Source organism: Streptomyces sp. NPDC050121 (assembly GCF_044460385.1).
GTDB classification, from domain to species: Bacteria; Actinomycetota; Actinomycetes; order Streptomycetales; family Streptomycetaceae; genus Streptomyces; species Streptomyces soliscabiei.
Map to the genome: position 1 here is coordinate 93,400 of NZ_JBITJV010000032.1, position 26,276 is coordinate 119,675.

Consider the following 26,276-nt stretch of genomic DNA (forward strand, 5'->3'; position numbering starts at 1 on the left):
GCTGAATTACGCCGCCCAGGTGCGGCATACGGCTCGTGTGGCCGATTCCGCCCCCAATTCCCAATGAGTAGGACGAACGACCTGCCCCGAATGTTCCCGCGTTGCGAAAAAATCTGGCCAACTCGTTTGCAGAGCCGGTCGGATCCGGCCTGGAGTCGCGCACCGGATTCGGGGAGGCAATCTCCCACAATGCCCGGACAACACACCATGTCTCGCCCTCGGTACGGAAGTTCAGCTTCCGGACCGCTCTTCGAGTTACCTGTGTGTCGGTAGTAGGCTCGCGCCGTTTGTTGACGCACATGCGTACCCCCTGTCGGTGGGGGTTCGAGCTGGGGGAGGCCATGCGCTTTCGCGGGAAGTCGATCCGCCGGAAGATCGTGGCGCTGCTCCTCGTGCCGCTGGTTTCCCTGACCGCGATCTGGGGCTTCGCCACGGTGCTCACGGGACGTGAGGCGAGCCGTCTGTTCACCATGTCGTCCCTCGTCGAGAAGGTCGGCTACCCCATCGAGGACACCGTCCGCGTCGTCCAGCAGGAACGCCGCCAGACCCTCGTCTACCTTGCCGACCCCCGTGCCTCCGACGCGCTGTCCGCGCTGCGCCGCACCCGGACTGCCACCGACGAGGCACTCGCCGAGATCCGAGGGAACGCCCGGGACCCCGACGTACGCGACGTCCTCGACCAGGAGGACGGCGAGGGCCTGACCGCGGTCCTCGACGCCTTCGACGGCGTCGACTCCCTGCGGCGCAGCGTCGAGGAGGGCACCGTCACCCGAGCCCAGGCCCTCGACCTCTACACCCAGCTGATCGACCCTTGCTACGCCCTGTTGGCGAAGATGGACGTGGTCGACAGCGTGGAGATGGACAAGCAGTACCGGGCGCTCGTCGGCGTCGCCCGCGCCCGTGAACTGCTCTCCCAGGAGGATGCCCTGCTCGGCTCCGCCCTGGTCGTGGGCAAGTTGAGCCGCGAGGAGATCCGCGACGTCTCCGACCTTGCGGCTCAGCGGGGAGTGGTCTACGACATCAGCCTCGCCCAACTGCCCACCGCGGAGCGCGAACGCTACGAGAGCTTCTGGAAGAACGCCACCACCGCCCCGCTGCGGACGGTGGAACAGGCTGTCGTCGCCACCACGCCCGGCGGCCTGCCCCGAGGCGTCAGCGCCCGGAACTGGGACACCGCGGCCGGAAACGTCCTCGACGAACTCGGCACCCTGGACGAGCAGGCCAACGACCGCTATCAGGACCGTGTCGGTCCGGTGGCGACGGAGGTCATCGTCAAGGCGGTCGTCGCCGGTGTCTTCGGGCTGATCGCCCTGCTCGTCTCCCTCGTCCTGTCCGTGCGCATCGGCCGCGGCCTCATCCGCGACCTGCGTCAGCTTCGGCTGGAGGCCCATGAGGCGTCCGGTGTGCGGCTGCCCAGCGTGATGCGCCGCCTGTCCGCGGGCGAGCAGGTCGACGTGGAGACCGAGGTTCCGCGGCTGGAGTACGACAAGAACGAGATGGGCGATGTCGGCCAGGCCCTCAACACCCTCCAGCGCGCCGCCGTCGAGGCCGCCGTCAAACAGGCCGAGCTGCGGGCCGGCGTCTCCGAGGTCTTCGTCAACCTCGCCCGCCGCAGCCAGGTCCTGTTGCACAAGCAGCTCACCCTGCTCGACACCATGGAGCGTCGCACCGAGGACACCGAGGAACTCGCCGACCTCTTCCGCCTCGACCACCTCACCACCCGCATGCGCCGACACGCCGAGGGTCTGGTGATCCTCTCCGGCGCGGCCCCCTCCCGGCAGTGGCGCAAGCCCGTTCAGCTGATGGACATCGTGCGCGCCGCGGTCGCCGAGGTCGAGGACTACGAACGCATCGAGGTCCGCCGCCTGCCCCGCCTTGCGGCGACCGGCCCGGCCGTCGCCGACCTCACCCACCTGGTGGCCGAACTCCTGGAGAACGCCACGGTGTTCTCCCCGCCGCACACCGCCGTCCAGGTGTTCGGCGACCGGGTCGCCAACGGTTTCACCCTCGAGATCCACGACCGCGGCCTCGGCATGGCGCCCGAGGCTCTCCTGGAGGCCAACCTCCGGCTCGCCGAGACACCGGAATTCGAGCTGTCCGACACCGACCGCCTCGGGCTGTTCGTGGTCAGCCGGCTCGCCCAGCGGCAGAACGTCCGCGTCTCCCTGCAGCCCTCGCCGTACGGGGGGACGACCGCCATCGTCTTCATCCCCGACGCACTGCTGACCGACGACGTCCCCGACACCAACGGCATCGGCTTCCGCCTCGACCGCCCCCGGCCCCCGAAGGAGCCGGAGTCCGGGGAGACCCGCAGGGCCGCGCTCTCCGCGGCCTCGGTGCAGCTTCCCGGCCTGCCCGCCTCGATGCTCGACGGTCCCGTCGAGCTGGAGGCCCCCGTCGACCTGGACGCCCTCGGAGGTTTCCCGGCCGCGCTGGAGGAGGACGACGAGCACGGCGGCCTGTTCCGTCCGCGCCGCTCCCTCACCCGTGCTGAGGACGAGCCGGCCGCCGGTGCCTTCGACCAGCACCGCAGGCTGCCCGACGGCCTCGGCGACCCCGAGGCGGCGGTCAGTGACGACCCGGCCGCCCCGGTACCGCTGCTGCCCGGTTCGCGCACGCCCAAGCTGGTCAGCTCGCACGGGCGCCCGGTCACGGACCAGCGGCCCCGGCGGGCGGAGACGGACACAGAGCCCCCCGCCAGGCCCGGCCCCCGCCGTGTGGAGGGCGAAGGCCCGGCGCCTCTGCCGTCCCGCCGCCGCGGCACCACGGCACAGATCCCCCGCAACGGCGGCCCCGTCGAGCGGCCCGCACTGCCGGAACACCCCGGGCGCGATGCAGACGAGCAGTCCCAGCCTCCAGTCCTCCCACGGCGCAGCCGGCAGACCCCTGCGCTGCCCACCGGCCCCGACGACACGGCCGGGCGCGCTGCGACCGAGGCCGCCGGGACGCACGGGAGCGCACAGGCCGGTGACTGGGGCAGCGGCACCCGGAACCCAGGAACCGCGCCTCATGACAACGGCTCCGGCACCCGAGCGCTGCCACGGCGCGTGCGCCAGGCGAACCTGGCCCCGCAACTTCGGCAAGGCCCGGATCCGCGCACCGAGAACCGTGCCGACCCCGCGGATCGGGACGCCGACGAGGTACGCAGCCGCATGGCCTCGCTCCAGCGGGGCTGGCAGCGTGGCCGTGTAGAGAACGCCGCGGGCGACGACGCCCACAGCGGCACAGCACCACAAGGAACGACAAAGGGGGACGGTCGATGACCGCACCGAAGACGACCGGCCACAGCACCACCAACGGCGAGCTCAACTGGCTCCTCGACGAACTCGTCGACCGTGTCGCCAGCATCCGCAAGGCCGTCGTCCTCTCCGGCGACGGCCTGCCGACCGGCGTGTCCAAGGACCTGTCCCGGGAGGACGGCGAGCACCTGGCCGCCGTCGCCTCCGGCTTCCACAGCCTCGCCAAGGGCGTCGGTCGCCACTTCGAGGCCGGCAGCGTCCGCCAGACTGTCGTCGAACTCGATGACGCCTTTCTGTTCGTCACGGCCGCCGGTGACGGCAGCTGCCTCGCCGTCCTCTCGGACGCGGACTCGGACGTGGGGCAGGTAGCGTACGAGATGACGCTCCTCGTCAAGCGGGTCGGCGTACATCTGGGCACCACCCCGCGCACCGATCTGCCCTCGGGCGGGTAGTGGGATGGCATGAGCACAGACGGTCAGGGAAACAGCCGCTGGTTCGACGACGAGGCCGGACCGGTCGTGCGTCCGTACGCCATGACGCGCGGCCGTACCACCAGTGCGATGCAGCACCGCCTGGATCTGATCGCGGTGGTCGTGGCCGAGTCCCACGCCGACGAGGCGGAACAGGATCCCGGGCTGTCCCCGGAGCATGTGGGCATCGTGGAGCTGTGCCAGGACGCACCGCAGTCGGTCGCCGAACTCGCCGCCGGACTCAACCTGCCCATCGGAGTGGTGCGGGTCCTCATCGGAGACCTCGTGGACGCGGATTTCGTCCATGTGAACCGACCGGTCCCCCCTGCCGAACTGCCCGACGAGAGTATTCTGCGCGACGTGATCAACGGCCTCCGAGCGCTGTGAGCAGCGCGGAAGCGAGGTGAGGACGTGACCGGCTGGCAGTTCTGGGTGGACCGGGGCGGCACCTTCACCGACATCGTCGCGCGCCGCCCCGACGGCCGGCTGCTGACGCACAAACTGCTGTCGGAGAACCCGGCGCGGTACGCCGACGCGGCGGTCGCCGGAGTCCGCGCCCTCCTGGCCGGGGCACCGGACCCCGTCGAGACCGTCCGCATGGGCACGACGGTCGCGACCAACGCGCTGCTGGAACGCAAGGGCGAGCGCACGCTGCTCGTCATCACCCGCGGGTTCCGCGACGCGCTGCGCATCGCCTACCAGAACCGCCCCCACATCTTCGCCCGCCGGATCGAGCTCCCGGAGCTGCTGTACGAGCGGATCCTGGAGGTCGACGAGCGCATCGCCGCCGATGGCAGCGTCCTGCGCGCCCCGGACCTGGACGCCCTCGCGGGACCTTTGCGGGAGGCGTACGAAGACGGGATCAGGGCCGTCGCCGTCGTGTGCATGCACAGCTATCTCCACCCCGCCCACGAACAGGCCGTCGGGCAGCTCGCCGCCCGCACGGGCTTTGCGCAGATCTCGCTGTCCAGCGAGGTCAGCCCGCTCATGAAGCTCGTCCCGCGCGGGGACACGGCCGTCGTCGACGCCTACCTGTCGCCCGTGCTGCGCCGCTACGTCCGGCGCGTCGCCGACGAGCTGCACGGTGTGCGACTGATGTTCATGCAGTCCAACGGAGGTCTTGCCGAGGCGAGCCAGTTCCGGGGCAAGGACGCCATCCTGTCCGGGCCCGCGGGCGGCATCGTCGGCATGGCCAGGATGTCCCAGCTCGCGGGTTTCGACCGGGTCATCGGCTTCGACATGGGCGGCACCTCCACGGACGTCTCCCACTACGCGGGCGAGTACGAACGCGTCTTCACCACGCAGATCGCGGGCGTACGGCTGCGCGCCCCGATGCTGGACATCCACACCGTCGCCGCGGGCGGCGGATCCGTCCTCCGTTTCGACGGCTCCCGCTACCGGGTGGGACCGGACTCGGCCGGCGCGGTCCCCGGGCCGGCCTGTTACCGCGGCGGCGGCCCGCTCGCCGTCACCGACGCCAACGTGATGCTCGGCCGCATCCAACCCGCCCACTTTCCGAAGGTGTTCGGGCCCGACGGCGATCAGCCGCTCGACGACGCCCTGGTACGCGACCGCTTCACCGCCCTCGCGCGCGAGATCCATGAGCAGACCGGCGACGACCGCACGCCGGAGCAGGTCGCGGAGGGCTTCCTGCAGATCGCCGTCGCCAACATCGCGGGCGCGGTGAAGCGGATCTCCGTCCAGAAGGGCCACGACGTCACCCGCTACGCCCTCACCACCTTCGGTGGTGCGGGCGGACAGCACGCGTGCAGGGTCGCCGACTTCCTCGGCATCCGTACCGTGCTCGTGCCCCCCATGGCGGGCGTGCTGTCCGCGCTCGGCATCGGACTCGCCGACACGACGGCCATGCGCGAACAGTCCGTGGAAGCGCCCCTGGAGGCCGCCGCACTGCCCGCGATCCTCAAGACCGCCGACGATCTGGAAGCGGCGGCCCGCGCGGAACTGCGCGCCGAGGACATCCCCGATGACCGCGTCCGCATCACCCGCCGTGCGCAGCTCCGCTACGACGGCACCGACACCGCCCTCACCGTCGAACTCACCGAACCCGCCGTGATGAGGCGGGCTTTCGAAGAACGTCATCGCGCCACGTACTCCTTCACGCTCGACCGCCCGATCGTCGTCGAGGCACTCTCCGTGGAAGCCACTGGCATCACCGAACCCCCCGATCTGTCCGCCCTCGCCCCGTACGAAGGCCACACCGCCGCACCCCGGACCGTCCGCCTCCACACCGGCGGCGCCTGGCGCGACGTCCCCCTCCACCGCCGCGAGGACCTCCCTCCCGGCGAGACCGTCACCGGCCCCGCGATCATCACCGAGGCCAGTGCCACCACCGTGGTCGACGACGGCTGGGAGGCCACGACGAGCCACGACGGGCATCTGGTCATGGAACGCGCGGCGATTACGCAGAGTTCCGATCTCGACACAAAAGTCGACCCGGTTCTCCTTGAAGTCTTCAACAACCTCTTCATGTCCATTGCCGAACAGATGGGCGCCCGACTGGAGTCCACAGCCCAGTCCGTCAACATCAAGGAGCGCCTCGACTTCTCCTGCGCCCTCTTCGACCCCGACGGGAACCTGGTGGCCAACGCCCCGCACATCCCCGTCCACCTGGGATCGATGGGGACGAGCGTCAAGGAGGTCATCCGCCGCCGCGGCACCTCCATGCGCCCCGGCGACACCTACGCGGTCAACGACCCCTACCACGGGGGCACACACCTCCCGGACGTCACGGTGATCACCCCCGTCTTCGGCGCCGGCACGGCCGAGCAGGCCGAAGTCACGGAGAGTGAGCAAGAGCTCCTCTTCTACGTCGCCTCGCGCGGCCATCACGCCGAGATCGGCGGCATCGCCCCCGGGTCCATGCCGGCGGACAGTCGCACCATCGAGGAGGAGGGCATCCTCTTCGACAACTGGCTGCTGGCGCAGAACGGCCGATTCCGCGAAGAGGAGACCCTCCGTCTCCTCACCGAAGCGCCGTACCCCTCGCGCAATCCCCGGACCAACCTCGCCGACCTCCGCGCCCAGATCGCCGCCAACCACAAGGGCGTCGACGAGGTGGCCCGCATGATCGAGGACTTCGGGCTCGACGTCGTACAGGCCTACATGAGGCACGTCCAGGACAACGCGGAGGAAGCCGTGCGCCGCGTCATCGACGCCCTGGACGACGGCGCCTACGCCTACGAGACCGACTCGGGCGCCGTCATCCGGGTACGCGTGCGCGTGGATCGCGAGAACCGCTGCGCGACCGTCGACTTCACCGGCACCTCACCGCAGCTGACCACCAACTTCAACGCGCCTTATTCCGTCGTCAACGCGGCCGTCCTGTACGTCTTCCGGACCCTGGTCGCCGACGACATCCCGCTCAACGACGGCTGCCTGCGCCCCCTGAGGATCGTCGTGCCGCCCGGTTCCCTGCTCGCGCCCGAACCGCCCGCCGCCGTCGTGGCCGGGAATGTGGAGACCTCCCAGGCGATCACCGGCGCCCTCTACGCTGCCCTCGGTGTCCAGGCCGAGGGTTCCGGCACCATGAACAACGTCACCTTCGGCAACGAACGCCACCAGTACTACGAAACCGTCGCCTCCGGATCCGGCGCGGGTGACGGCTTCCCCGGCGCGAGCGTGGTCCAGACCCACATGACCAACTCCCGGCTGACCGACCCCGAAGTCCTCGAGTGGCGGCTGCCCGTCCGACTCGAGGAGTTCGCGGTCCGGCCGGGCAGCGGAGGGGCGGGGCGATGGCGTGGTGGGGACGGTGCGGTCCGCCGCATCCGGTTCCACGAGCCCATGACCGTCTCCACCCTGTCCCAGCACCGCCGAGTCCCCCCGTACGGTCTCGCGGGAGGCGCCCCCGGCGCGCTGGGCGCCAACCGGGTGGAACGCGCGGACGGCACGGTGGTCCGGCTCGGCGGCAGCGACTCCGTGGACGTCGGCCCCGGCGACGTACTCGTCATCGAGACCCCTGGAGGCGGAGGCTACGGCCCGCCGCCCCACACCCCCAGTCAAGCCATCAAGCAGGAGAAGTGATCGATGATCTCCGGGCGTTCTGAGCGCGGCAAGCCCCCGGTCGAGCCCGTCACGCTCAAGATCCTGGTGGCCGGCGGCTTCGGCGTGGGCAAGACCACTCTGGTCGGCGCCGTCAGCGAGATCAAGCCGCTGCGCACCGAGGAGTACCTCACCGAGGCCGGCCGCCCGGTCGACGACACCACCGGCGTCGAGGGCAAGCACACCACCACCGTCGCCATGGACTTCGGCCGCATCACCCTGCGCGAGGATCTGGTGTTGTACCTGTTCGGGACGCCCGGCCAGGAACGGTTCTGGTTCATGTGGGACGAGCTCTCCGAGGGCGCGCTCGGCGCCATCGTGCTCGCCGACACCCGCCGCCTGGGGGACTGCTTCGCCGCCGTCGACTACTTCGAACGGCGCTCCATCCCCTTCCTCATCGCCGTCAACTGCTTCGAGGGAGCCGCCCGGTACCCGGAGGCAGACGTGCGCCAGGCCCTCGACCTCGACGACGGCGTACCGGTGGTGCTGTGCGACGCCCGTGACCGAAGGTCGGTCCGGGACGTGCTGGTCGGCGTGGTCCAGCACGCGATGGACTACGGCGCCGAACGTCGCGAGGCCGTCACCACCTGAGGGACGGCCGCCGACCGGCACGGCCCGTACCCCCGCCGACCGGGGTACGGGCCGTGGTTCAGGGGGAAGCGCGGCGCGAGGAGCCGCACGCGTGTGTGGCACAAGCGAGACACACGCGCGCGTGCAGTGGATCAGCCGCACGTGCACGCCCTAGCCTTCACCGTCCTGCAGCCAGCCGAAGCTCTTCTCCACGGCCTTGCGCCAGTTGTGGTACTCGCGGTCGCGCACCGACGCCTCCATCGACGGAGACCACTCGGCGTCCTTCTGCCAGTGCGTCTTGAGCTCGTCGAGGTCGTTCCACACGCCGGTGGCCAGGCCCGCCGCGTACGCCGCGCCCAGGCAGGTCGTCTCGGAGACCCGCGGCCGGATCACGGGCACGCCGAGCACGTCCGCCTGATGCTGCATCAGCAGGTTGTTCTTGGTCATGCCCCCGTCCACCTTCAGGGTGGTGATCCGCACCCCGGAGTCCTGGAACATGGCGTCCACGACCTCGCGCGTCTGCCAGCTCGTCGCCTCGAGCACCGCCCGTGCGAGGTGGGCCTTCGTGACGTAGCGGGTGAGTCCGGTGACGACGCCGCGCGCGTCGGAGCGCCAGTACGGCGCGAACAGCCCCGAGAACGCGGGCACGATGTACGCGCCGCCGTTGTCGTCGACGCTCGCCGCCAGGCTCTCGATCTCGTCAGCCGTACGGATGATGCCGAGCTGGTCCCGGAACCACTGCACGAGCGCACCCGTTACGGCGATCGAACCCTCCAGGCAGTAGACGGGCACCTCACCGCCGATCTTGTACCCCATCGTCGTCAACAGCCCGCTCTTCGAGGCCACCGGCCGGTTACCGGTGTTGAGCAGCAGGAAACTCCCCGTCCCGTACGTGGTTGGCCGACCGCAGTGCCGTACACCTCGGCGGAGGACCTGATCTCCGGCAGGACGGCCTCCGGCACGTTCATCGCGGACAGGATGGAGGTGTCCCACTGGAGGGTCTCCAGGTTCATCAGCATGGTGCGTCCGGCGTTGGTGACATCGGTGACGTGCCGGCCGCCGTCGGTGCCTCCGGTGAGGTTCCAGATGAGCCATGAGTCGATGGTGCCGAAGGCGATCTCGCCGCGCTCGGCGCGCGCTCGCAGGCCCGGCACGTTGTCCAGCAGCCAGGCCGCCTTGGGCCCCGAGAAGTAGCTGGCCAACGGCAGCCCGGTCTGCTCACGGAATCGGTCCGGCCCGTCGGATCCGCCCAGCTGAGCGCAGAGCGCCGCCGTACGTGTGTCCTGCCACACGATCGCGTTGTGCACCGGCTTGCCCGTGGCGCGGTCCCACAGGACGGTCGTCTCGCGCTGATTGGTGATGCCGAGGGCGCTGATCTGATCGGCGCGCAGCCCGGCTTTGGCGAGCGCCCCGGCGACCACCGCCTGCACCTTGGACCAGATCTCGGTGGCGTCGTGCTCCACCCAGCCCGGTTTGGGGAAGATCTGACGGTGCTCACGCTGGTCGACGGCGACGATCGCGCCGTGGTGGTCGAAGACGATGCAGCGGCTGGAGGTGGTGCCCTGGTCGATTGCGGCGACGTACTTCTCGGCGTTGTCCGTCATGGCTACCCCTTGGGCTGGGTTGAGAAGGCTGCACGGGTGTCGGACGATCAGAAGGCCGCGTTGTAGAGGAGCCCCGCGAGCGCTCCGCCGACGAGCGGACCCACGACCGGGATCCAGGCGTAACCCCAGTCCGAGGTGCCCTTGTTCGGGATGGGCAGGAAGGTGTGCACGATGCGCGTTGCTCATGGCGGCTCCTTGGCCCGGTCCGAGGCGGATCGACCCCGGTGCTCCGTGCAGGGTGCGGTTCCCGTGGCTGCTTCGGCCGGGGCAGGGAGATCCCGCGCCCCACCCGGCGTCCGTGACGAGCGTGCCGTCGTAGCCGAATCGCCTGTGGGGGAGCAGGACTTCCGTCGGGGAGCCCCCTGGCGCGCGCCTGGATACGCCGAGAATGTACGGCGATGTCGGCTGACACCGGGAAGTGTTCACCGGTGCCCAGAGAGCGTCAAGGAGGCCGACAGCAACGGTTGGGGGGTGTGCAGCACGGACCATGGAAGCCGACGCCTGGGGGCGCGGGCACCCGGGGGGAGAGGGCGCCCATCCGAGCCCAGAACCGGGGGCGGCTTCCACGGCCCGGCCGCCTAGTGTGAGCTCCCGACCGTCAGGTCAGTTCATCCCGGGCTCCGCCCCGACCGCGCCCGTACCCGCGGGAGCCATCGGCTGCGAACCGCGCCGGATCTCGCATCCGGCCAGCCCGGCGTGGCCCCATCACCCAACTCGCGCCGCTCAACGACTTCGCAGCCTTCTTCAAGGGCGCCAGACACGCCGCCGCCTGCCGGTGATCGCTCACGCTGCCCGGCCGGCACAGGACCGTGGCCAGCGACAGCGTGACCGGCCGTCCGCCTGCCGACCAGGGCGCGTCCAGCACGGAGGCCGCCAGCGGATCCAGGCCTTCCGGATCGGCCAGCACCAGGAAGTCGTCCCCACCGATGTGCCCCACGCGCGCGTGCTGTCCCCAGCGCGCATGCCCTGTCACCGCGATCCGCAGAGCCGCTCCCACCGACCGGATCAGCTCGTCACCCGCCACGAACCCGGCCTCGTCGTTGACCTGCTTGAAGTGGTCGATGTCCAGCCAGCTCAACGCGAACGTCCGCCCCTCCGCGATCCGCCGGTCCACCTCCCCGGTGATCGCGTCCGAACCGGGCAGCCGGGTCAGCGGATTGAGCCCGGCCGCCTCCTCGACCCGGGTCTCGGCCAGCGCCCGGACGAGGTCCGCGAGCCGGACCACGCCTATGCATCGCCCGCTGTGGTCGACGACGGCCACATCGTCGGAGGCGCGGTCCCGGTCGCCGACCGCGACCACGTCCAGTACCTCCCAGGCCGTCGCGTCCGCCCCCACCGTCCGCGGTGGATCGCCCAGTCTGGCCGCAGGGCGGTCCGCGTACAGGGCGTGGCCGTAGCGCCCCGACATCGACAGCAGGAAGCGCGACCGGTGCACCGAGCGGACCGGAACCCCCTCGCGGTCCACGAGCAGCACCCCGGACACATCCGGGGACCCGGTGAGCAGCGCCCGTACCTGTCCGGCGGAGGCGGTCGCCGGCAGCAGCGCGGCCGGTCGCACGAACTCCCGCACCGAGGGCCCCGACGGGGGCGCCGGTGCAGGGCCGCGGCCGAGGGGCGGAACGTACACGTCGGCGGCGGGCAAGCGGCTGGGCGGTGCGAACAGTGCACCCTGCGCCAGCTGTGCCCCCGCCGACAGCGCGGCCGCGCACTGCAGTTCGGTCTCCACGCCCTCGACGACCAGGAACGCCTTCAGCTCGTCGCACAGGGTCCGCATCGCGCGTACCGCCGCGGGCCGTGCCAGGAGTGAGGCGTCGAGCTTCACCAGGTCCGGCGCGATGTCGACGAGCAGCCGCAGGGGTGCGTCCCCGTCCCCGACCCCGTCCGCGCTGATCCGGAAGCCGTGGCCCCGAAGTGCGTCCACGGCGTCCAGGAGCGCGCGCTGGGGGACGTGCGTGTAGGGCGGGACGACGTCCAGCGTCACCTCCCACGGCAGCCGCCCTGCCTCGCGCACGGCGTCGTGCAGCGCGGTGAGCCCGCCGAGATCGGCGAGGGTGCTGGCGAAGACGTTCACGTGCAGGGGCAGCAGGGTCTCCTTGCGAACCGCCGCGCGAACCGCCAACACGGCCAGCCGGCCGTCGAGTTCCGGCTCCCGGCGAGCCCGTGCCAGGATGTCGCCGGCCTCGGGGCGGGCAAGTATCTCCAGCCCCACGACCCCTCCGGTGGTCAGGTTGACCACCGGCTGGAAGGCGAAGCGGAGAGTGTCCGTCCAGGAGTGCACGGGAGCATGATGGCGCTGCGGGCGCGCGCCCAGGCGCAGTTCATGAGACGTTCACGCAGGATTTTGGGGCGATCGCAGTGTGTGTGAAAGGTCGGCTGGACGGCCGTGTCACGCCGAGGGCTCCCTTCCGCTCACCGTACGGCGACCACCGCCGAACCATGCCCGAACAGCCCCTGGTTCGCCGTGACGGCCACGCGCGCGCCCGGTATCTGGCGGTCTCCCGCCTCTCCCCGTAGCTGCCAGGTGACCTCGCAGACCTGGGCGATCGCCTGCGCCGGCACCGCCTCGCCGAAGGAGGCAAGTCCTCCGCTCGTGTTCACCGGTATACGGCCACCGGGAGCCGTCGCTCCGTCCCGCAGCAGTTTGGCGGCCTCACCGTCGCCGCACAGCCCCAGGTCCTCGTACCACTGCAACTCCAGGGCGGTGGACAGGTCGTAGACCTCGGCCAGGGACAGGTCCTCGGGACCGATGCCCGCCTCTTCGTAGGCGGCTCGGGCGATCGAGGCCCGGAAGGTCTCACCAGCCGGCTCCGCCGCCGACGCGGAATCGGTCGCCATGTCCGGCAGGTCCAGCACTGTGTTGGGGTAACGGGGCGTGACGGTGGACACGGCCCTGATCCGCACCGGTTCCGCCGCCCCGTGCCGACGGGCGAACGCCATGCTGGAGAGCACCAGGGCCGCCCCGCCGTCCGAGGTCGCGCAGATGTCCAGCAGCCGGAGCGGATCGGCGACCACAGCCGACGCCGCCACCTCCTGGGAGGTGACCCGCTTCCGATAGCGCGCGTTCAAATTCAACGCCCCCATGGCCGCGTTCTTCACCTTGACCTGGGCGAAGTCCTCCGGTGTGTCCCCGTGCACCGCCATGCGCCTGCGCGCGTACAGCCCGAAGTACGTCGGATTCGTCGCGCCGAGTATCCGGAACCGCAGCCAGTCGGGGTCATCCGGCCGGTCCCCGCCGGCCGGACGGAAGAAGCCCTTGGGGGCCGCGTCGGCCCCCACCACGAGCACCACGTCCGCGAGACCCGCGAGGATCTGGGCCCGGGCCGTGTTGATCGCCTGCGCCCCCGACGCGCACGCCGCGTACACGCTCGAGACCCGGGCTCCCTGCCATCCCAGGGCCTTCGCGAACGTCGCCCCGGCCACGTACCCCGGATAGCCGCCACGCACCGTGTCCGCGCCGACGATCGAACCGACCTCTCGCCAGTCCACGCCCGCGTCGGCGAGGGCCGCCCGCGCCGCAGTCACGCCGTACTCGACGAAACTGCGCCCCCACTTGCCCCACGGATGCATCCCCGCGCCGAGCACCGCCACCTCTGCTGTCATCCCGCCACCCCCGTCGGCCGCCATCGCCAGGTCGTCCAGGTCGTCTCCGCATCCTCGTCGAGCACGCCCGGGACGACCTCCACCTCCATGCCCACTGTCAGATCGGCGACAGTGACCCCGGGAACCGCCTGTCCCAGCACCACGATCCGCTCGGACTCCAGCTCCACAGCGATCAACGCATACGGGTCCCACGGAAGTTCCGGATCGGTCACGTAGGGTGACGGAGGACGGTATCGGCTGTCCGTATAGGACCAGACCCGCCCGCGTCGTGAGAGCGGGACCTCCTCCAGAGCGCCGCCCCGGCAGCCCGGATTACGGCAGTGCGTGTCCTCACGCGGGAAGAAGACCGAGCCGCATGCCGAACAGCGCGTCCCCAGCAACCTGAAGTCCTCCCCGTCCCCGGTGAACCACCCGGCGACCACGGGCGTGCGTGTACGCGACAAGGTTCCCTCCCGGCCACGGAATCTGACGATACGTCAGGAGTGTGGCACGCCCCTCCGGAATTGGGCAGGGAGGAGACATGACACGACTCTCGAGCGCAGTACGCGGTGTGGTCGCCGCAGTGGCTGCCCTGCTGGCCGTGACCACCGCCACCGTCACCGCGCGGGCCCACACCGCCCCCAAGGCCCCCGCGGACTTCGTGACCCTGAGAACCGTGGACCCGACGATCCTTCAGGAGATGCGCTACGTCACCCCGCACACCTTCGTCGGAGAGACCATCGACGGCTACCGGCAGCCGATCTGCATCCTCACCCGGTCGGCGGCCGAGGCGCTCCACCGGGCCCAGACGAAGCTGCTGCGCCAGGGATACACACTCAAGGTGTACGACTGCTACCGGCCCCAGCGCGCCGTGAACCACTTCGTCCGCTGGGCGGAGGACTTGAACGCCCAGGGCATGAAGGGGGAGTTCTACCCGAACGTCGACAAATCCCGTCTGTTCGAGGACGGCTACATCGCCGAGAAGTCCGGTCACAGCCGCGGCTCGACGACGGACCTCACCATCGTGCGGCTCCCGGCCACACCGACCAGGCCCTATGTCCCCGGTGAACCCCTCGTTCCCTGCTACGCCCCACCACAGCAACGCTTCCCCGACAACACGGTCGACATGGGCACGGGGTTCGACTGCTTCGACACCCTCGCCCACACCCTCGACCCGCGCATCCAGGGCGAACAGCGCGCCAACAGGCTGCTCCTCAAAAGCACCCTGGAGCACCTCGGTTTCGTGAACCTCGCCGAGGAGTGGTGGCACTACACCTTCAAACCCGAGCCCTATCCGGACACCTACTTCGACTTCCCCGTGTCCGCCGGCTCCCTCCCCAGGGAGCACTGAACCGCCTCCGTACGACGCCCTCCCCAAGATCGGATACGCTCCGCCGCGTGTCCGAAACTCTGCACTCCACTTCGAACTCCGCGCGCGACTCCCACTGTTCGAGCTGCGGATCGCCCTACGGGGAGGGCGCCACCGGTTGGCCCCGCACCTGTCGGGCCTGCGCCGCCGTGGCCTACCGCAACCCGCTGCCGGTGGCCGTCGCACTCCAGCCGGTGTACGACACCAAGGGCACCGCCCTGGTCGTCATCACCCGCACCATCGCCCCCGCGCGCGGGGGCGTCGCACTGCCCGGCGGCTACATCGACGACCGTGAGGACTGGCGGCAGGCAGTCGTCCGCGAACTCATGGAGGAGACCGGCATAGCCGCGACGCCACGTGAGGTGCGGCTGGCCGACGCCATGAGCTCCCCCGACGGCCATCTGCTGCTGTTCGGGCTCCTTCCGGAGCGTCCCGCGGACCGCCTCCCGACGTCCGCCGCCACGGACGAGACCGAGGGCTGGCACCTCCTGCGCAGGGCCGAGGAGCTCGCCTTCCCCCTGCACACGCACGCCGTGCGGGCGTTCTTCGAAGGCCGCTACATCTGAGCTCAACGCTCGTCGAGCCCGCGTATGCGCACCGGGTGGGACGGCACGCGCACGCCGTCCTCGCCCTCCTGCTCGACGACGACCCGCGAGCCCTCCCAGCGGGCCACGTACCGCTCGATCTCCGGCTCCGCCCAGCCGTCGCCCGCGTCCCGCACCACCAGACCACCACCCGTCCGCCCCCGGACCGGCGCCCACACCTCCAGCTCCACAGCGCCGTCGTCTCCCCGCACGGGCATGACGGCACCCGCGCGCGCGAGCACCGGAATACGCGACAGGGGAGCGTCCACGAGCACCTGCCCCGGTCCCTCGTACGCCCGCCCCGTCGCCGTGTCGTACCAGCGCCCCCGCGGCAGCTGCACCGCACGTCGGTCGGCGCCCGGGTCGAGCACCGGCGCCACCAGCAGGCAGTCACCCAACAAGAACGCGTCCTCGCAGTCCCGCAACGCCCGGATACCGGGCGCTCCCCACCACACCGGGCGCACATAAGGGGCTCCCGTACGCCGGGCCAGATGCGCCAGCGTCATGAAATACGGCAACAGCCGCCGACGCTCGACGAGCGCCACGCGTGCGTGCTCCAACACCTCGGGACCGAACTCCCAGGGCTCCCGGCGTCCCGCCCGCAGACTCGCATGCGTGCGGAAGAGAGGCAGGTACGCGCCCAGCTGGAACCAGCGCAGATACAGCTCCGGAGACGGACTGCCGTCGAAACCCCCCACGTCCGGCCCCGAATACGGCACCCCGCACAGCCCGAGCCCCATCACCAGGGACAGCGACGCCCGCAGTCCCGGCCAGCCCGTGGCGACGTCCCCGGACCAGGTGCCGCCGTAGCGCTGCAGGCCCGCCCAGCCGGACCGGGAGAAGACGAACGGACGCTGGTCCGCCACCAGCTCCCGCAGCCCCTCGTAGGCCGCCCGGGCCATGCACAGCCCGTACACGTTGTGCGCCTCGCGATGATCACCACCGCGCCCCTCCAGGGAGTGCCGGGCCGACCGGGGCAACGTCGACTCCCCGAAAGCGGCGAACGACGTCGGCTCGTTCATGTCGTGCCAGAAGCCTGCGAACCCCTGGGCGAGCCGCTCGGCGTAGAGACCTCCCCACCACTGCCGCACGCGCGCGTGCGTGAAGTCCGGGAAAACGGCCTCCCCCGGCCACACGACGCCCTCGACGAGCCGCCCCGACGCGTCCCGCACGAACGCGTCCTTTGCGAGCCCACTGTCGTACACGGCGTTGCCAGGCGCGGCCTTGACCGCCGGGTCGACGATCGACACGAGTCGTATCCCGTCCCGCCGCAACTCCTCGGCGAGCACCGACAGCTTCGGGAAGCGGTCCTCGTCGACGGTGAACACCCGGTGCTCGTCGTAGTGGTCGATGTCGAGGTGGACCGCGTCGAGCGGCAGGCCGTGCTCGTGATAGCCCGCCACGATCCGGCGCACCTCCTGCTCGCTGCCGAAGCCCCAGCGCGCGTGATGGTGTCCGAGCGCCCACGCGGGCGGCAGCGCCGGCGCCCCGGTGAGCGAGGCCCAGGCGAGCAGCACGCGCGCGGGGGTGCCCACGATCACCCAGCAGCGCAACGGTCCGCCGTCCATCCGCACCTCGCACCCACCGGACCGGTCATGTCCCGAGCCGGCTCCCTCCTCGCCCTCCTGCAGCGCGACCGAGCCGTCCCAGGAGGTGTCGTGGAACACCAGGTGCGTGCCCGCGTCGGCCACCACCAGCTGCACCGGCATCGTGAGGTAGAGCGGATCGTCCTCGCGATCGAACGCGTGCCCGGGATCCGTGTTCCACAGCCGGTACGTCCCGTCGCGCAGACGCGGCCCGGACGCCCGCCCGCCGAGACCGAAGAAGCGCGCGTCGGCCGCGACCTCCGAGCGCTGCATCCAGCGCGCCGGTCCTCCGCCCTGCGGCTCCCACCACCGGGGCGGCAGATCACGGCGCAGCACCACGCCTCCCGGCGTGCACACCTCCACGGCGCCGTGCCGCGAGACCACGACCGTCACCCGCTCGGCGACGACCCGCCATCCACCGTCCTTGTCCGGTTCCAGCACCGCCCGGGGATCCGGCTCCGGACAGCGGCCGGCCAGCGCGTACGACGGCTCCGGCCCGGCACCGTCCCAGCCCCAGAACACGGCCCCGTTCACCGCGACGCGGATCGTCAGCTCCGAGCGGCTGAACCGGAGCGTCCCACCGCCGGGTCCCGGCTCCACCTCCTGCACGAGACCCGGCACCCGTGCCCGCTCGGGACCCCGCACCGGCAGCCCGGTGGCATCGGCGCGCCTCCTGCGCCACGCGGCCCGCACCGTGCGCAACCCCCGGCCCGCACCCGCGGGACCGACCCGCTTCATCGAACGCACCAGGTCACGACCGTCCATGCTGTTCACCCTGTCACTGACCGCGCCACGCGCGCGGGTCGTTCAACTTGCGTTCACCCGGGGTGGGGCCACATCTTCACGACACGGACTGTGCGCAACCCACCCTGGTGCAGAAGTCGATCACATGGCATCGTCCGTGTCAGCCGCGTCACGCGCTCCACCCCAGCTCGTGCGCGGGCGACGCACACGACGCGCAGAGTCCGGGAGCCGCCCCATGCCGACCGTGAACCCCGAGCCGCTCTGGCGGCCCGATCCGCAGCGCATCGCCCAGACCCAGGTCGCGAAGTTCCAGACCTGGGCGGCCGAGCAACACGGAGCCCCCTCCGAAGGCGGCTATCCGGCACTGCACCGCTGGTCCGTCGACGAGCTGGAGACGTTCTGGAAAGCCGTCACGGAGTGGTTCGACGTACGGTTTTCGACACCCTACGCGCGCGTGCTGGGCAATCGCGCCATGCCCGGCGCCCAGTGGTTCCCCGGAGCGACGCTGAACTACGCCGAGCACGCCCTGCGCGCCGCGGCCACCCGTCCGGCGGAACCGGCCCTGCTGTACGTCGACGAGACCCACGAACCCAGTCCGGTGACCTGGTCCGAGCTGCGCCGCCAGGTCGGCTCGCTGGCGGCCGAACTGCGCGCCCTCGGCGTGCGCCCCGGCGACCGGGTCAGCGGCTACCTCCCGAACGTCCCGCAGGCCGTCGTGGCCCTCCTCGCCACGGCCGCCGTGGGCGGCGTCTGGACCTCCTGCGCCCCCGACTTCGGCGCCCGCAGCGTCCTGGACCGCTTCCAGCAGGTCGAACCCGTCGTCCTGTTCACCGTCGACGGCTACCGCTACGGAGGCAAGGAGCACGACCGCCGTGACGTCGTCGCCGAACTCCGAGCCGGACTGCCCACCCTGCGCGCCGTGATCCACATCCCCCTCCTGGGCACCGAACCGCCCCAGGGAGCCCTGGACTGGTCGGCCCTGACGGCCGCGGACGAGGAACCCGTCTTCGAACCGGTCCCCTTCGACCATCCCCTCTGGGTGCTCTACTCCTCCGGCACGACCGGCCTGCCCAAGGCCATCGTCCACTCCCAGGGCGGCATCCTGGTCGAACACCTCAAGCAGCTCGGCCTGCACTGCGACCTGGGCCCCGAGGATCGTTTCTTCTGGTACACCTCGACCGGCTGGATGATGTGGAACTTCCTCGTCTCCGGTCTCCTGACCGGTACGACGATCATCCTCTATGACGGCAGTCCCGGTTACCCCGACACGTGCGCCCAGTGGCGCATCGCCGAACGCACGGGCGCCACCCTCTACGGCACCTCGGCGGCGTACGTCATGGCCTGCCGCAAGGCGGAGGTCCACCCGGCCCGCGCATTCGACCTCTCCCGCGTCCAGTGCGTCGCGACCACGGGCTCGCCGCTCCCGCCCGACGGCTTCCGCTGGCTGCACGACGAGGTCCGCGACGACCTGTGGATCGCCTCCGTCAGCGGCGGCACGGACGTGTGTTCCTGCTTCGCCGGGGCGGTCCCGACGCTCCCGGTCCACACAGGCGAACTCCAGGCCCCCTGCCTGGGCACCGACCTGCAGTCCTGGGACCCGAACGGTCACCCGGTCATCGACGAGGTCGGTGAGCTCGTCGTCACCAACCCCATGCCGTCGATGCCGGTCCGCTTCTGGAACGACCCCGACGGCAGCCGCTACCACGACAGCTACTTCGACACCTACCCGGGCGTATGGCGGCACGGCGACTGGATCACCGTCACCTCGCGCGGCTCCCTCGTCATCCACGGCCGCTCCGACTCCACACTCAACCGGCAGGGCGTGCGCATGGGCTCGGCCGACATCTACGAGGTCGTCGAACGGCTCCCCGAGATCAAGGAATCCCTGGTCATCGGCATCGAACAGGCCGACGGCGGTTACTGGATGCCCCTCTTCGTGCACCTCGCGCCCAGGGCTGTCCTCGACGGGGCACTGCTGGGCCGCATCAAACAGTCCATCCGCGAACACCTCTCGCCACGCCACGTCCCCGACGAGGTCATCGAGGTGCCCGGAATCCCGCACACCCTCACCGGAAAACGCATCGAGGTCCCGGTCAAACGCCTCCTCCAGGGCACCCCACTGGAAAAGGCCGTCAACCCGGGTTCCGTCGACAACCTGGAACTCCTGCACTTCTACGAAGACCTCGCCCGCAAGCGAGTCTGAGAGCACCTCGCGAGAGACGACGTTTCAGCCGCCGTAGGTGGCCTCGGACTCGCCGAGCACGGCCGCGAAGTCCGAGGCCAACCGCACCGCGTCGGCCGGCTCCAGCTCGGCGACGGAGATCCGCACCCCGGGACCGGACGCCGACCGGAACCGGGCTCCCGCCGCGACCCACCAACCGTGCGACCGCAGCCCGTTCACGACGGCCGACTCGTCCCGCACCGGCACCCACAGGTTCATCCCACTCACACCGTGGCCGTCGATGCCCCGGGCCGCGAGTTCCCGGAGCAGCACATCCCTGCGCAGCGCGTACGTCTGCCGCGCACGCTGCACCAACGCGCGCGTGTCGTCGTCGGTCAGCAATCCGTACACCGTCTCCTGCAGGAGATGACTGACCCATCCCGACGTCAGCAGCAGCCGACCGTCGTGGCGGGCCAGCGTGGTCGCGTCGCAGGCCGCGGCGGCCCACCGGAGATCCGTCCCCAGGAACTTGCTCACCGTCCGCACATGCACCCAGCGCGGCAGCCCTCCTGAGGCGAGGGTCCACAAGGGTGCGTCCGCGATCGCGGAGGCGTGGTCGTTCTCGACGACCAGCACATCCGGCCCGTCCCGCAGCACGCCGACGAGCGCGTCCCTGCGCGTCTCGGAAAAACAGCCCCCATAAGGGTTCTGCGCGCGCGGACTGCACACCAGCGCGCGTGCCCCCGCCCCCAGGGCCGCTCGAAGGGCCTCGGGCCGCACCCCCTCGTCGTCGACGGCCACCGGCACGATGCGCAGGCCCAGCGCGGTGACCAGGTCCAGGAGATGGTGATAGCCGGGATCCTCCATGGCGACCGCATCACCGGGCCGCAGCTCCACCGACAGTAGCCGTCCGATCAGATCCAGCGCCCCGTGCGCGAACGTCACGTGATCCACCGGTACGCCGTCGGGGCGCAACCACGCGCGTACGGCCTCCTCCAACCGTTCCAACCTGGGCGTCGAACGATGGGAACGGGCGCCGGGAGACAGGCGTGAGGGCGGCACCAGAGCCGGCAGCAGCGCGGGATCGGGATGACCGCCGGCCAGGTCCCGCAGCCCGCTCGGCACCCTGGGTGGCCTGCGGGAGGCCACGGCGGGGACCGGGGCCACGACGGTGCCGCCCCGCCCGCGCGTGACCACGATGCCCCGCCGCCGCAACTCCTTGTAGGCCGTCGCGACCGTACCCGCACTCACCCCGAGTTGGTCCGCGAGCCGTCGCACCGGGGGCAGCGCGGCCCCCGGCCGCAACACGCCCTCGGACACGCCCCGTTCGACGGACCCGGCAATCCCCTTGGCCGTCGCACCGCTGATCCCATATTGTGTTGCCACATTGCCAATTATGTATCAATACATAACTCTCGGCAAGGGGGAGCCACATGCATCCGATCCGTCGCGCAGCCACCTGGCCGAGTCGGATACCCGGAGGCCGTGACGGACGCGCGATGCTGACCGTCGCCCTCGTCGACCGCATCGGAAGCGGTCTGTGGGCATCGGTCAGCGTCCTGTACTTCACCTACGTCTGCGGCCTCTCCCTCGGCGAGGTCGGCACCCTCGTCGCCATCGCCGGAGCCGTCGGGATAGCAGGCGCCCCTCTCGGCGGCCGACTCGCGGACCGCTTCCCGCTCACCCGCGTACTCATCGCGGTCCAACTGCTGCGGGCCCTGGCCTCCTTCGCCCTGCTCACCACGGACCGATACGCCCTCCTGCTCGCCTGCTGCGCCCTCGGCAGCCTCGGCGACAGAGCCGCCAACGTCCTCACCAAGCTCTACGCCACCCGCGCCGCCGGCCCGGATCGCGTTCGTTACCAGGCGATCCACCGCACCGTCGCGAACGTGGGCTGGGCGCTCGGCGGTCTGGCCGCAGCGGCAGCCCTCGCCGTCGGCGACACCGCCGCGTACCAGTGGCTCCTCGTCGGCGACGCCCTGTCCTTCGCCGCCTCCGCCCTGCTCACCCTCCGCTGCGGCGAACCGTCCTCCCCAACCCGCACCGTGATCACGGCCAAGGACCCCAGGCCCACAGTCAGACCGGTCAGCCCATGGCGCGACCGCACCTACCTCGCCTACGTGGCCACCGACACCGTCCTCTTCCTCGACGACGCGGTGTTCAAAGTCGGCCTACCCCTGTGGATCGCCCACGTGACCACCGCACCGCACGGCCTCGCCCCCCTCCTGCTCGTACTGAACAACGTCCTGGTCGTGGCACTTCAGGTCCCCCTGTCCCGGTTCGGCGCGACCACGACCGCAGCCCGCACCCTCCTGATCCCGCTCTCCGCCGCCTTCGCCCTGGGCGGCGTCGCGATGACGGCGGCGACGACCGGCGGACCTCTCACCGCCCCCCTGCTCCTCACCGCGGCGGCCGTGTTCTTCACCCTCGCCGAGATGCTGCACGCCACGATCTCGTGGGAACTCTCCGTCGCCCTGGCCCCCGAGACCGCCCAGGGCGCCTACCTCGGCGTCCACGGCCTGGCCCAGTCCGCCCAGCGCAGCCTCGGACCACTCGCCGTCACCACCGCGATCGCCGTCGGTCCTCTCGGCTGGCTCACCTTCGGCGGCGGAATCGCCGTGACCTGCATGTTTCAACACCGCCTGGTTCGTGACCGACTCACGCAAAGCCCGTTGTCAGTGCCGTCGATTACTGTGAGTGAGCATTGATCGACTGTGCACACAGGGGGAAACATGGCACACACCGACCGCCAGACCATGCGACGCGTCCTGCGCCGTGAAATCGCAGGCACCATCGGCCTGCTCACCGACGAGCACGACTTTCTCGCCATGCGGGACTACCGCACCTTCACGTTCGACGATCACACCACCTACCTCCAGCAGGTCGAAGACCTCCTGAGGACACGCGCCCTCCAAGGCACCCACACCACCGTGGCCCTCTTCGACCCCCAGGAGTACGCCGCGTACTGCGCCGCAAAGGGGCTCGACCCCGACATCCCCGCCAACCGCACCCGATTCACGGCCGAACTCGCGACCACGGGCCCCACCATCCCTTACGAGGGCCAACCCCTCGCCGACCTCGTGCCGGCCCTCGTCGACGAGGCCGTCCGGCAGGCGACCTGGGAGTACGCGGCCACTCTGCTGGCCCGCCTCGGCGCCTGCGCCACCTGCGGTGAAGACATTGGCCGCGCAGCCTTCACCCGCGCATCGAACCTCATCGCCCGCATCCTCGAAACCGCACCACCCGGCAACCGACACCTCGTCTGCAGCGTCACAGGCACCCCCGAAACACTGGTCGCCGTCCTCCACTCGGACGACGAGGCCAACGCCGCCCCACAACTCGACGAGGCCGAAGCGCTCGAGTTCACCACCGTCCTCGCCCTCGGCCTCGCCACCCAGAGCCCTGGCGGCCTGGTCATGCGCACCACCGCTGACGGCGCCTCCGACCGGATCTACGGGTGGCGGCTGCGCGGCGACGGCCTCGAACCCCTGACCGCCGGCGAGGTCTTCGACGCCTATTGCACCGACGCCGAATCCGGCGACCTCATCTCACCCGAGTCAGGAGTGGACTACTGCTTCCCACCGGACCTCGAACCGGAGGGACCGCCACCGGGCCACCGACACTGACCGGAAGGGACTCCCACGCACAGCAGGGGCGCTCCACCCGACGGCGGAGCGCCCCTGCTCACCGGCCGATCGCCGGCCGGATCCGACTACTCGCCGGACAACACGGCCTGCGCCGCGCCACGCGCCTCCTCGGCGGTGTCCGCCGCACGGGCCGCAGCAGCGGCACGCTCGCACTGCGCCAGCGTGTACTTCGCCAGCGAGGCCCGCACATAGGGAATCGAGGCCGAGCCCATGGAAAGAGAGGTGACCCCCAGACCCGTCAGCACACACGCGAGCAGCGGATCGGCCGCCGCCTCGCCGCACACACCGCAGCTCTTGCCCTCGGCCGAGGCCGCCTCGGCCGACAGGGCGACGAGGTCGAGCAGAGCGGGCTGCCATGGGTCCTGCAGCCGGGACACCGCACCCACCTGCCGATCGGCGGCGAAGGTGTACTGCGCGAGATCGTTCGTACCCAGCGACAGGAACTCCACCTCCTGCAGGATCGAACGAGCCCGCAGAGCGGCCGACGGAATCTCCACCATCGCACCGAACTTCGCCCGCAGTCCCGCCGCACGGCACGCGTCGGCGAACGCCTTCGCGTCGGTGCGGTCCGCCACCATCGGCGCCATCACCTCGAGGTACACCGGAAGCCCCTCGGCAGCCTTCGCCAGCGCCGTCAGCTGAGTCCGCAGGACGTCGGGATGGTCCAGCAGCGTCCGCAGCCCCCGCACGCCCAGCGCCGGGTTGGGCTCGTCGGCCGGCGTCAGGAAGTCCAGCGGCTTGTCCGCCCCCGCATCCAGCACACGTACGACGACTCGCCCCTCGGGGAACGCCTCGAGTACCTGCCGGTAGGCCTCGACCTGCTTCTCCTCGGACGGCGCGTTCTTGCTGTCGTCGAGGAACAGGAACTCGGTACGAAAGAGCCCGACACCTTCCGCACCGGCCTCGACGGCAGCCGCCACGTCGGCCGGCCCGCCGACGTTCGCCAGCAGCGGCACCTTGTGACCGTCGGCGGTGGCACCCGGCCCCGTCGAGGCGGCCAGCGCCGCCTTGCGCTCGGCCGCCGCAGCCTGGAGCTGCGCCTTCTTCGCGTCGCTCGGGTTCACGAAGATGTCGCCGGTGCTGCCGTCGACGGCGATCACCGTTCCTTCGGCGAGCTCGCCGGCACCCGGCAGGGCCACGACGGCCGGCACGCCGAGGGCGCGGGCGAGGATCGCACTATGACTCGTCGGCCCGCCCTCCGCGGTCACGAAACCGAGTACCAGCGTCGGGTCCAGCAGAGCGGTGTCGGCGGGCGCCAGGTCCCGGGCGACCAGTACGTACGGCTCGTCACTGTCCGGGACACCCGGCATCGGGACGCCCAGCAGACGGGCGACGATACGATTCCGCACATCGTCGAGGTCGGCCACACGCCCGGCGAGGTACTCACCGGCTCCTGCCAGCAACTCGCGATAGGCGGCGAAAGCGTCGTAGACAGCACGCTCGGCCGTGCTGCCGACGGTGATCCGCCGGTCCACGTCGACCATCAACTCGGGGTCCTGAGCCATCATGGCCTGAGCTTCGAGCACTGCCTGGGCTTCGCCCCCCGCCAGGTTGCCGCGCGCCATCAGATCGGCTGCCACAGCTTCGACGGCCTTGCGGGCGCGCCCCTGTTCGCGCTCCGCCTCTTCCGCAGGGATTTGCTTGGCAGGCGGTTCGAGCACCGCCGTTCCCATGTGCCGAACCTCGCCGATCGCCACGCCGTGACTCACGCCGACGCCTCGCAGCGTTGTCTCCATCTCACCCGTCTCCGATAGTGCGGCGGGTCCCGCCGCCGCGGTGGTTGTCCTATGTGCCGCCACACTGACGGCGTCGGCACTACTGCCAGGAAAAGAGAACGTCGCCGGCTTTCACATCGCCGTCTTCACGGAGATCGCCGAGCGACTCCGCTGTGGCCTCCAGGGCGACGATCGGGCAGACCGGGGACTTGCCGGCCTGTTCCACGGCGACAGGGTTCCACCGCACGATGCTCTGCCCGCGCGTGACCGTGTCGCCCTTGTTCACGAGAACCTCAAAGCCCTCGCCATTGAGCTGCACGGTGTCGATCCCGAGATGCGTGAGCACCCCGCGTCCTGCGGCGTCGACCACGACGAAGGCATGTGGGTGGAGGGAGACGATGACGCCGTCCACGGGTGCGACGGCCTCGGAAGGCTCGCGCACCGGGTCGATCGCCGTGCCCGGGCCGACCATGGCTCCGGAGAAGACCGGATCCGGTACGCCGGCCAGTCCGATGGCGCGTCCTGCAAGCGGGGACGTCACGGTGGTCATGGGAAGCCTCCCAGGGGTGGAGATGCGTATGGGCCGTTACTGCCTGTCCAGGACCGCGCACTGTGCAGCAGGGTATGTCATATGAAGTACCGGTTCCGCACGAGAGCTCACGATCCGTGGTCTAGACCACTAGCGTAGTCGATTTGCAGCGCCTCCGTGGCCCCGTGTACAGTCGTACTCCTGCTTGAGGGTGAGTGACGCGATCAAGCGCGCTTGCTGAGCAGCACCCAACTTGTCAGATCCTATCTCTGGATCATCTTCTGCATGCCTGCAGGACGGTGGTCAAGAGGCCGGAAAAACCCTGATAGAGTCGGAAACGCAAGACCGAAGGGAAGCGCCCGGAGGAAAGCCTGAGAGAGTCTCTCGGGTGAGTACAAAGGAAGCGTCCGTTCCTTG

General features: G+C 70.6%; 15 protein-coding genes and 4 pseudogenes. 10 read left to right on the forward strand and 9 right to left on the reverse strand.

The features are described from left to right. Nucleotides 1–341: 341 nt before the first annotated feature. The 5 genes and pseudogenes from ACIBTS_RS36305 (at nt 342) to ACIBTS_RS36325 (ending at nt 8,362) form a co-directional block, all read left to right on the forward strand. Complete coding sequence (locus ACIBTS_RS36305) at nt 342–3,263, forward strand: nitrate- and nitrite sensing domain-containing protein (RefSeq protein WP_399324963.1); 2,922 nt, start codon at nt 342–344, stop codon at nt 3,261–3,263. Continuing rightward, nucleotides 3,260–3,691 carry a roadblock/LC7 domain-containing protein gene (locus ACIBTS_RS36310; RefSeq protein WP_399324947.1) on the forward strand — a complete coding sequence of 144 codons (432 nt, stop codon included), beginning with the start codon at nt 3,260–3,262 and terminating at the stop codon, nt 3,689–3,691. The genes ACIBTS_RS36305 and ACIBTS_RS36310 overlap by 4 nt, the downstream gene beginning before the upstream one ends. 9 nt (nt 3,692–3,700) lie before the next feature. Further along, nucleotides 3,701–4,096, forward strand: a complete 396-nt coding sequence (locus ACIBTS_RS36315; protein WP_399324948.1) for a DUF742 domain-containing protein — start codon at nt 3,701–3,703, stop codon at nt 4,094–4,096. A 24-nt stretch (nt 4,097–4,120) separates the two neighbouring features. Then, nucleotides 4,121–7,776: pseudogene (locus ACIBTS_RS36320) on the forward strand (hydantoinase B/oxoprolinase family protein). Further along, nucleotides 7,757–8,362, forward strand: a complete 606-nt coding sequence (locus tag ACIBTS_RS36325; RefSeq protein ID WP_399324949.1) for a GTP-binding protein — start codon at nt 7,757–7,759, stop codon at nt 8,360–8,362. The pseudogene ACIBTS_RS36320 and the gene ACIBTS_RS36325 overlap by 20 nt, the downstream one beginning before the upstream one ends. Before the next feature lie 150 nt (nt 8,363–8,512). Here ACIBTS_RS36325 and ACIBTS_RS36330 read toward each other — a convergent pair. The 5 genes and pseudogenes from ACIBTS_RS36330 to ACIBTS_RS36350 all read right to left on the reverse strand — a co-directional run bounded on the left by ACIBTS_RS36330 (nt 8,513) and on the right by ACIBTS_RS36350 (nt 13,967). Next, nucleotides 8,513–9,945 (reverse strand): annotated as a pseudogene (locus ACIBTS_RS36330) (FGGY family carbohydrate kinase). Between the two features lie 47 nt (nt 9,946–9,992). Then, nucleotides 9,993–10,121: pseudogene (locus tag ACIBTS_RS36335) on the reverse strand (aquaporin family protein); the annotation flags it as partial. A 427-nt stretch (nt 10,122–10,548) separates the two neighbouring features. After that, nucleotides 10,549–12,223, reverse strand: a pseudogene (locus tag ACIBTS_RS36340) (EAL domain-containing protein). Nucleotides 12,224–12,354: 131 nt separating this feature from the next. Continuing rightward, nucleotides 12,355–13,545 (reverse strand): lipid-transfer protein, encoded by a 1,191-nt coding sequence (locus ACIBTS_RS36345; RefSeq protein WP_399324950.1) that lies wholly within the window; start codon nt 13,543–13,545, stop codon nt 12,355–12,357. Continuing rightward, complete coding sequence (locus tag ACIBTS_RS36350; RefSeq protein ID WP_399324964.1) at nt 13,542–13,967, reverse strand: Zn-ribbon domain-containing OB-fold protein; 426 nt, start codon at nt 13,965–13,967, stop codon at nt 13,542–13,544. The genes ACIBTS_RS36345 and ACIBTS_RS36350 overlap by 4 nt, the downstream gene beginning before the upstream one ends. 98 nt (nt 13,968–14,065) lie before the next feature. Here ACIBTS_RS36350 and ACIBTS_RS36355 point away from each other — a divergent pair, with 98 nt between their 5' ends. Then, complete coding sequence (locus tag ACIBTS_RS36355) at nt 14,066–14,875, forward strand: M15 family metallopeptidase (RefSeq protein WP_399324951.1); 810 nt, start codon at nt 14,066–14,068, stop codon at nt 14,873–14,875. Nucleotides 14,876–14,922: 47 nt separating this feature from the next. Then, a complete protein-coding gene (locus tag ACIBTS_RS36360; RefSeq protein WP_399324952.1) occupies nt 14,923–15,459 on the forward strand; it encodes an NUDIX domain-containing protein in 537 nt (178 codons plus the stop codon). A 2-nt stretch (nt 15,460–15,461) separates the two neighbouring features. On the opposite strand, the gene ACIBTS_RS36365 is transcribed toward ACIBTS_RS36360, so the two are convergent. Next, on the reverse strand, nt 15,462–17,828 hold the full coding sequence (locus ACIBTS_RS36365) for a TIM-barrel domain-containing protein (protein WP_399324953.1): 2,367 nt from the start codon (nt 17,826–17,828) through the stop codon (nt 15,462–15,464). 214 nt (nt 17,829–18,042) lie between these two features. On the opposite strand from ACIBTS_RS36365, the gene ACIBTS_RS36370 reads away from it, so the two are divergent. Next, a complete protein-coding gene (locus ACIBTS_RS36370) occupies nt 18,043–20,010 on the forward strand; it encodes an acetoacetate--CoA ligase (RefSeq protein ID WP_399324954.1) in 1,968 nt (655 codons plus the stop codon). 24 nt (nt 20,011–20,034) lie between these two features. Here ACIBTS_RS36370 and ACIBTS_RS36375 read toward each other — a convergent pair whose 3' ends face one another. Beyond that, a complete protein-coding gene (locus ACIBTS_RS36375; protein WP_399324955.1) occupies nt 20,035–21,354 on the reverse strand; it encodes an aminotransferase class I/II-fold pyridoxal phosphate-dependent enzyme in 1,320 nt (439 codons plus the stop codon). Between the two features lie 113 nt (nt 21,355–21,467). On the opposite strand from ACIBTS_RS36375, the gene ACIBTS_RS36380 reads away from it, so the two are divergent. Both ACIBTS_RS36380 and ACIBTS_RS36385 read left to right on the forward strand, forming a co-directional pair. Then, nucleotides 21,468–22,676, forward strand: coding sequence for an MFS transporter (locus tag ACIBTS_RS36380; protein WP_399324956.1), 1,209 nt, complete (start codon nt 21,468–21,470; stop codon nt 22,674–22,676). A 24-nt stretch (nt 22,677–22,700) separates the two neighbouring features. Further along, complete coding sequence (locus ACIBTS_RS36385; RefSeq protein WP_399324957.1) at nt 22,701–23,594, forward strand: hypothetical protein; 894 nt, start codon at nt 22,701–22,703, stop codon at nt 23,592–23,594. 86 nt (nt 23,595–23,680) lie between these two features. On the opposite strand, the gene ptsP is transcribed toward ACIBTS_RS36385, so the two are convergent. Next, nucleotides 23,681–25,351: a phosphoenolpyruvate--protein phosphotransferase gene (ptsP, locus tag ACIBTS_RS36390; RefSeq protein WP_399324958.1), complete on the reverse strand. Its 1,671-nt coding sequence runs from the start codon at nt 25,349–25,351 to the stop codon at nt 23,681–23,683. 79 nt (nt 25,352–25,430) lie between these two features. Further along, a complete protein-coding gene (locus tag ACIBTS_RS36395) occupies nt 25,431–25,880 on the reverse strand; it encodes a PTS glucose transporter subunit IIA (RefSeq protein WP_399324959.1) in 450 nt (149 codons plus the stop codon). Nucleotides 25,881–26,276 lie beyond the last annotated feature (396 nt).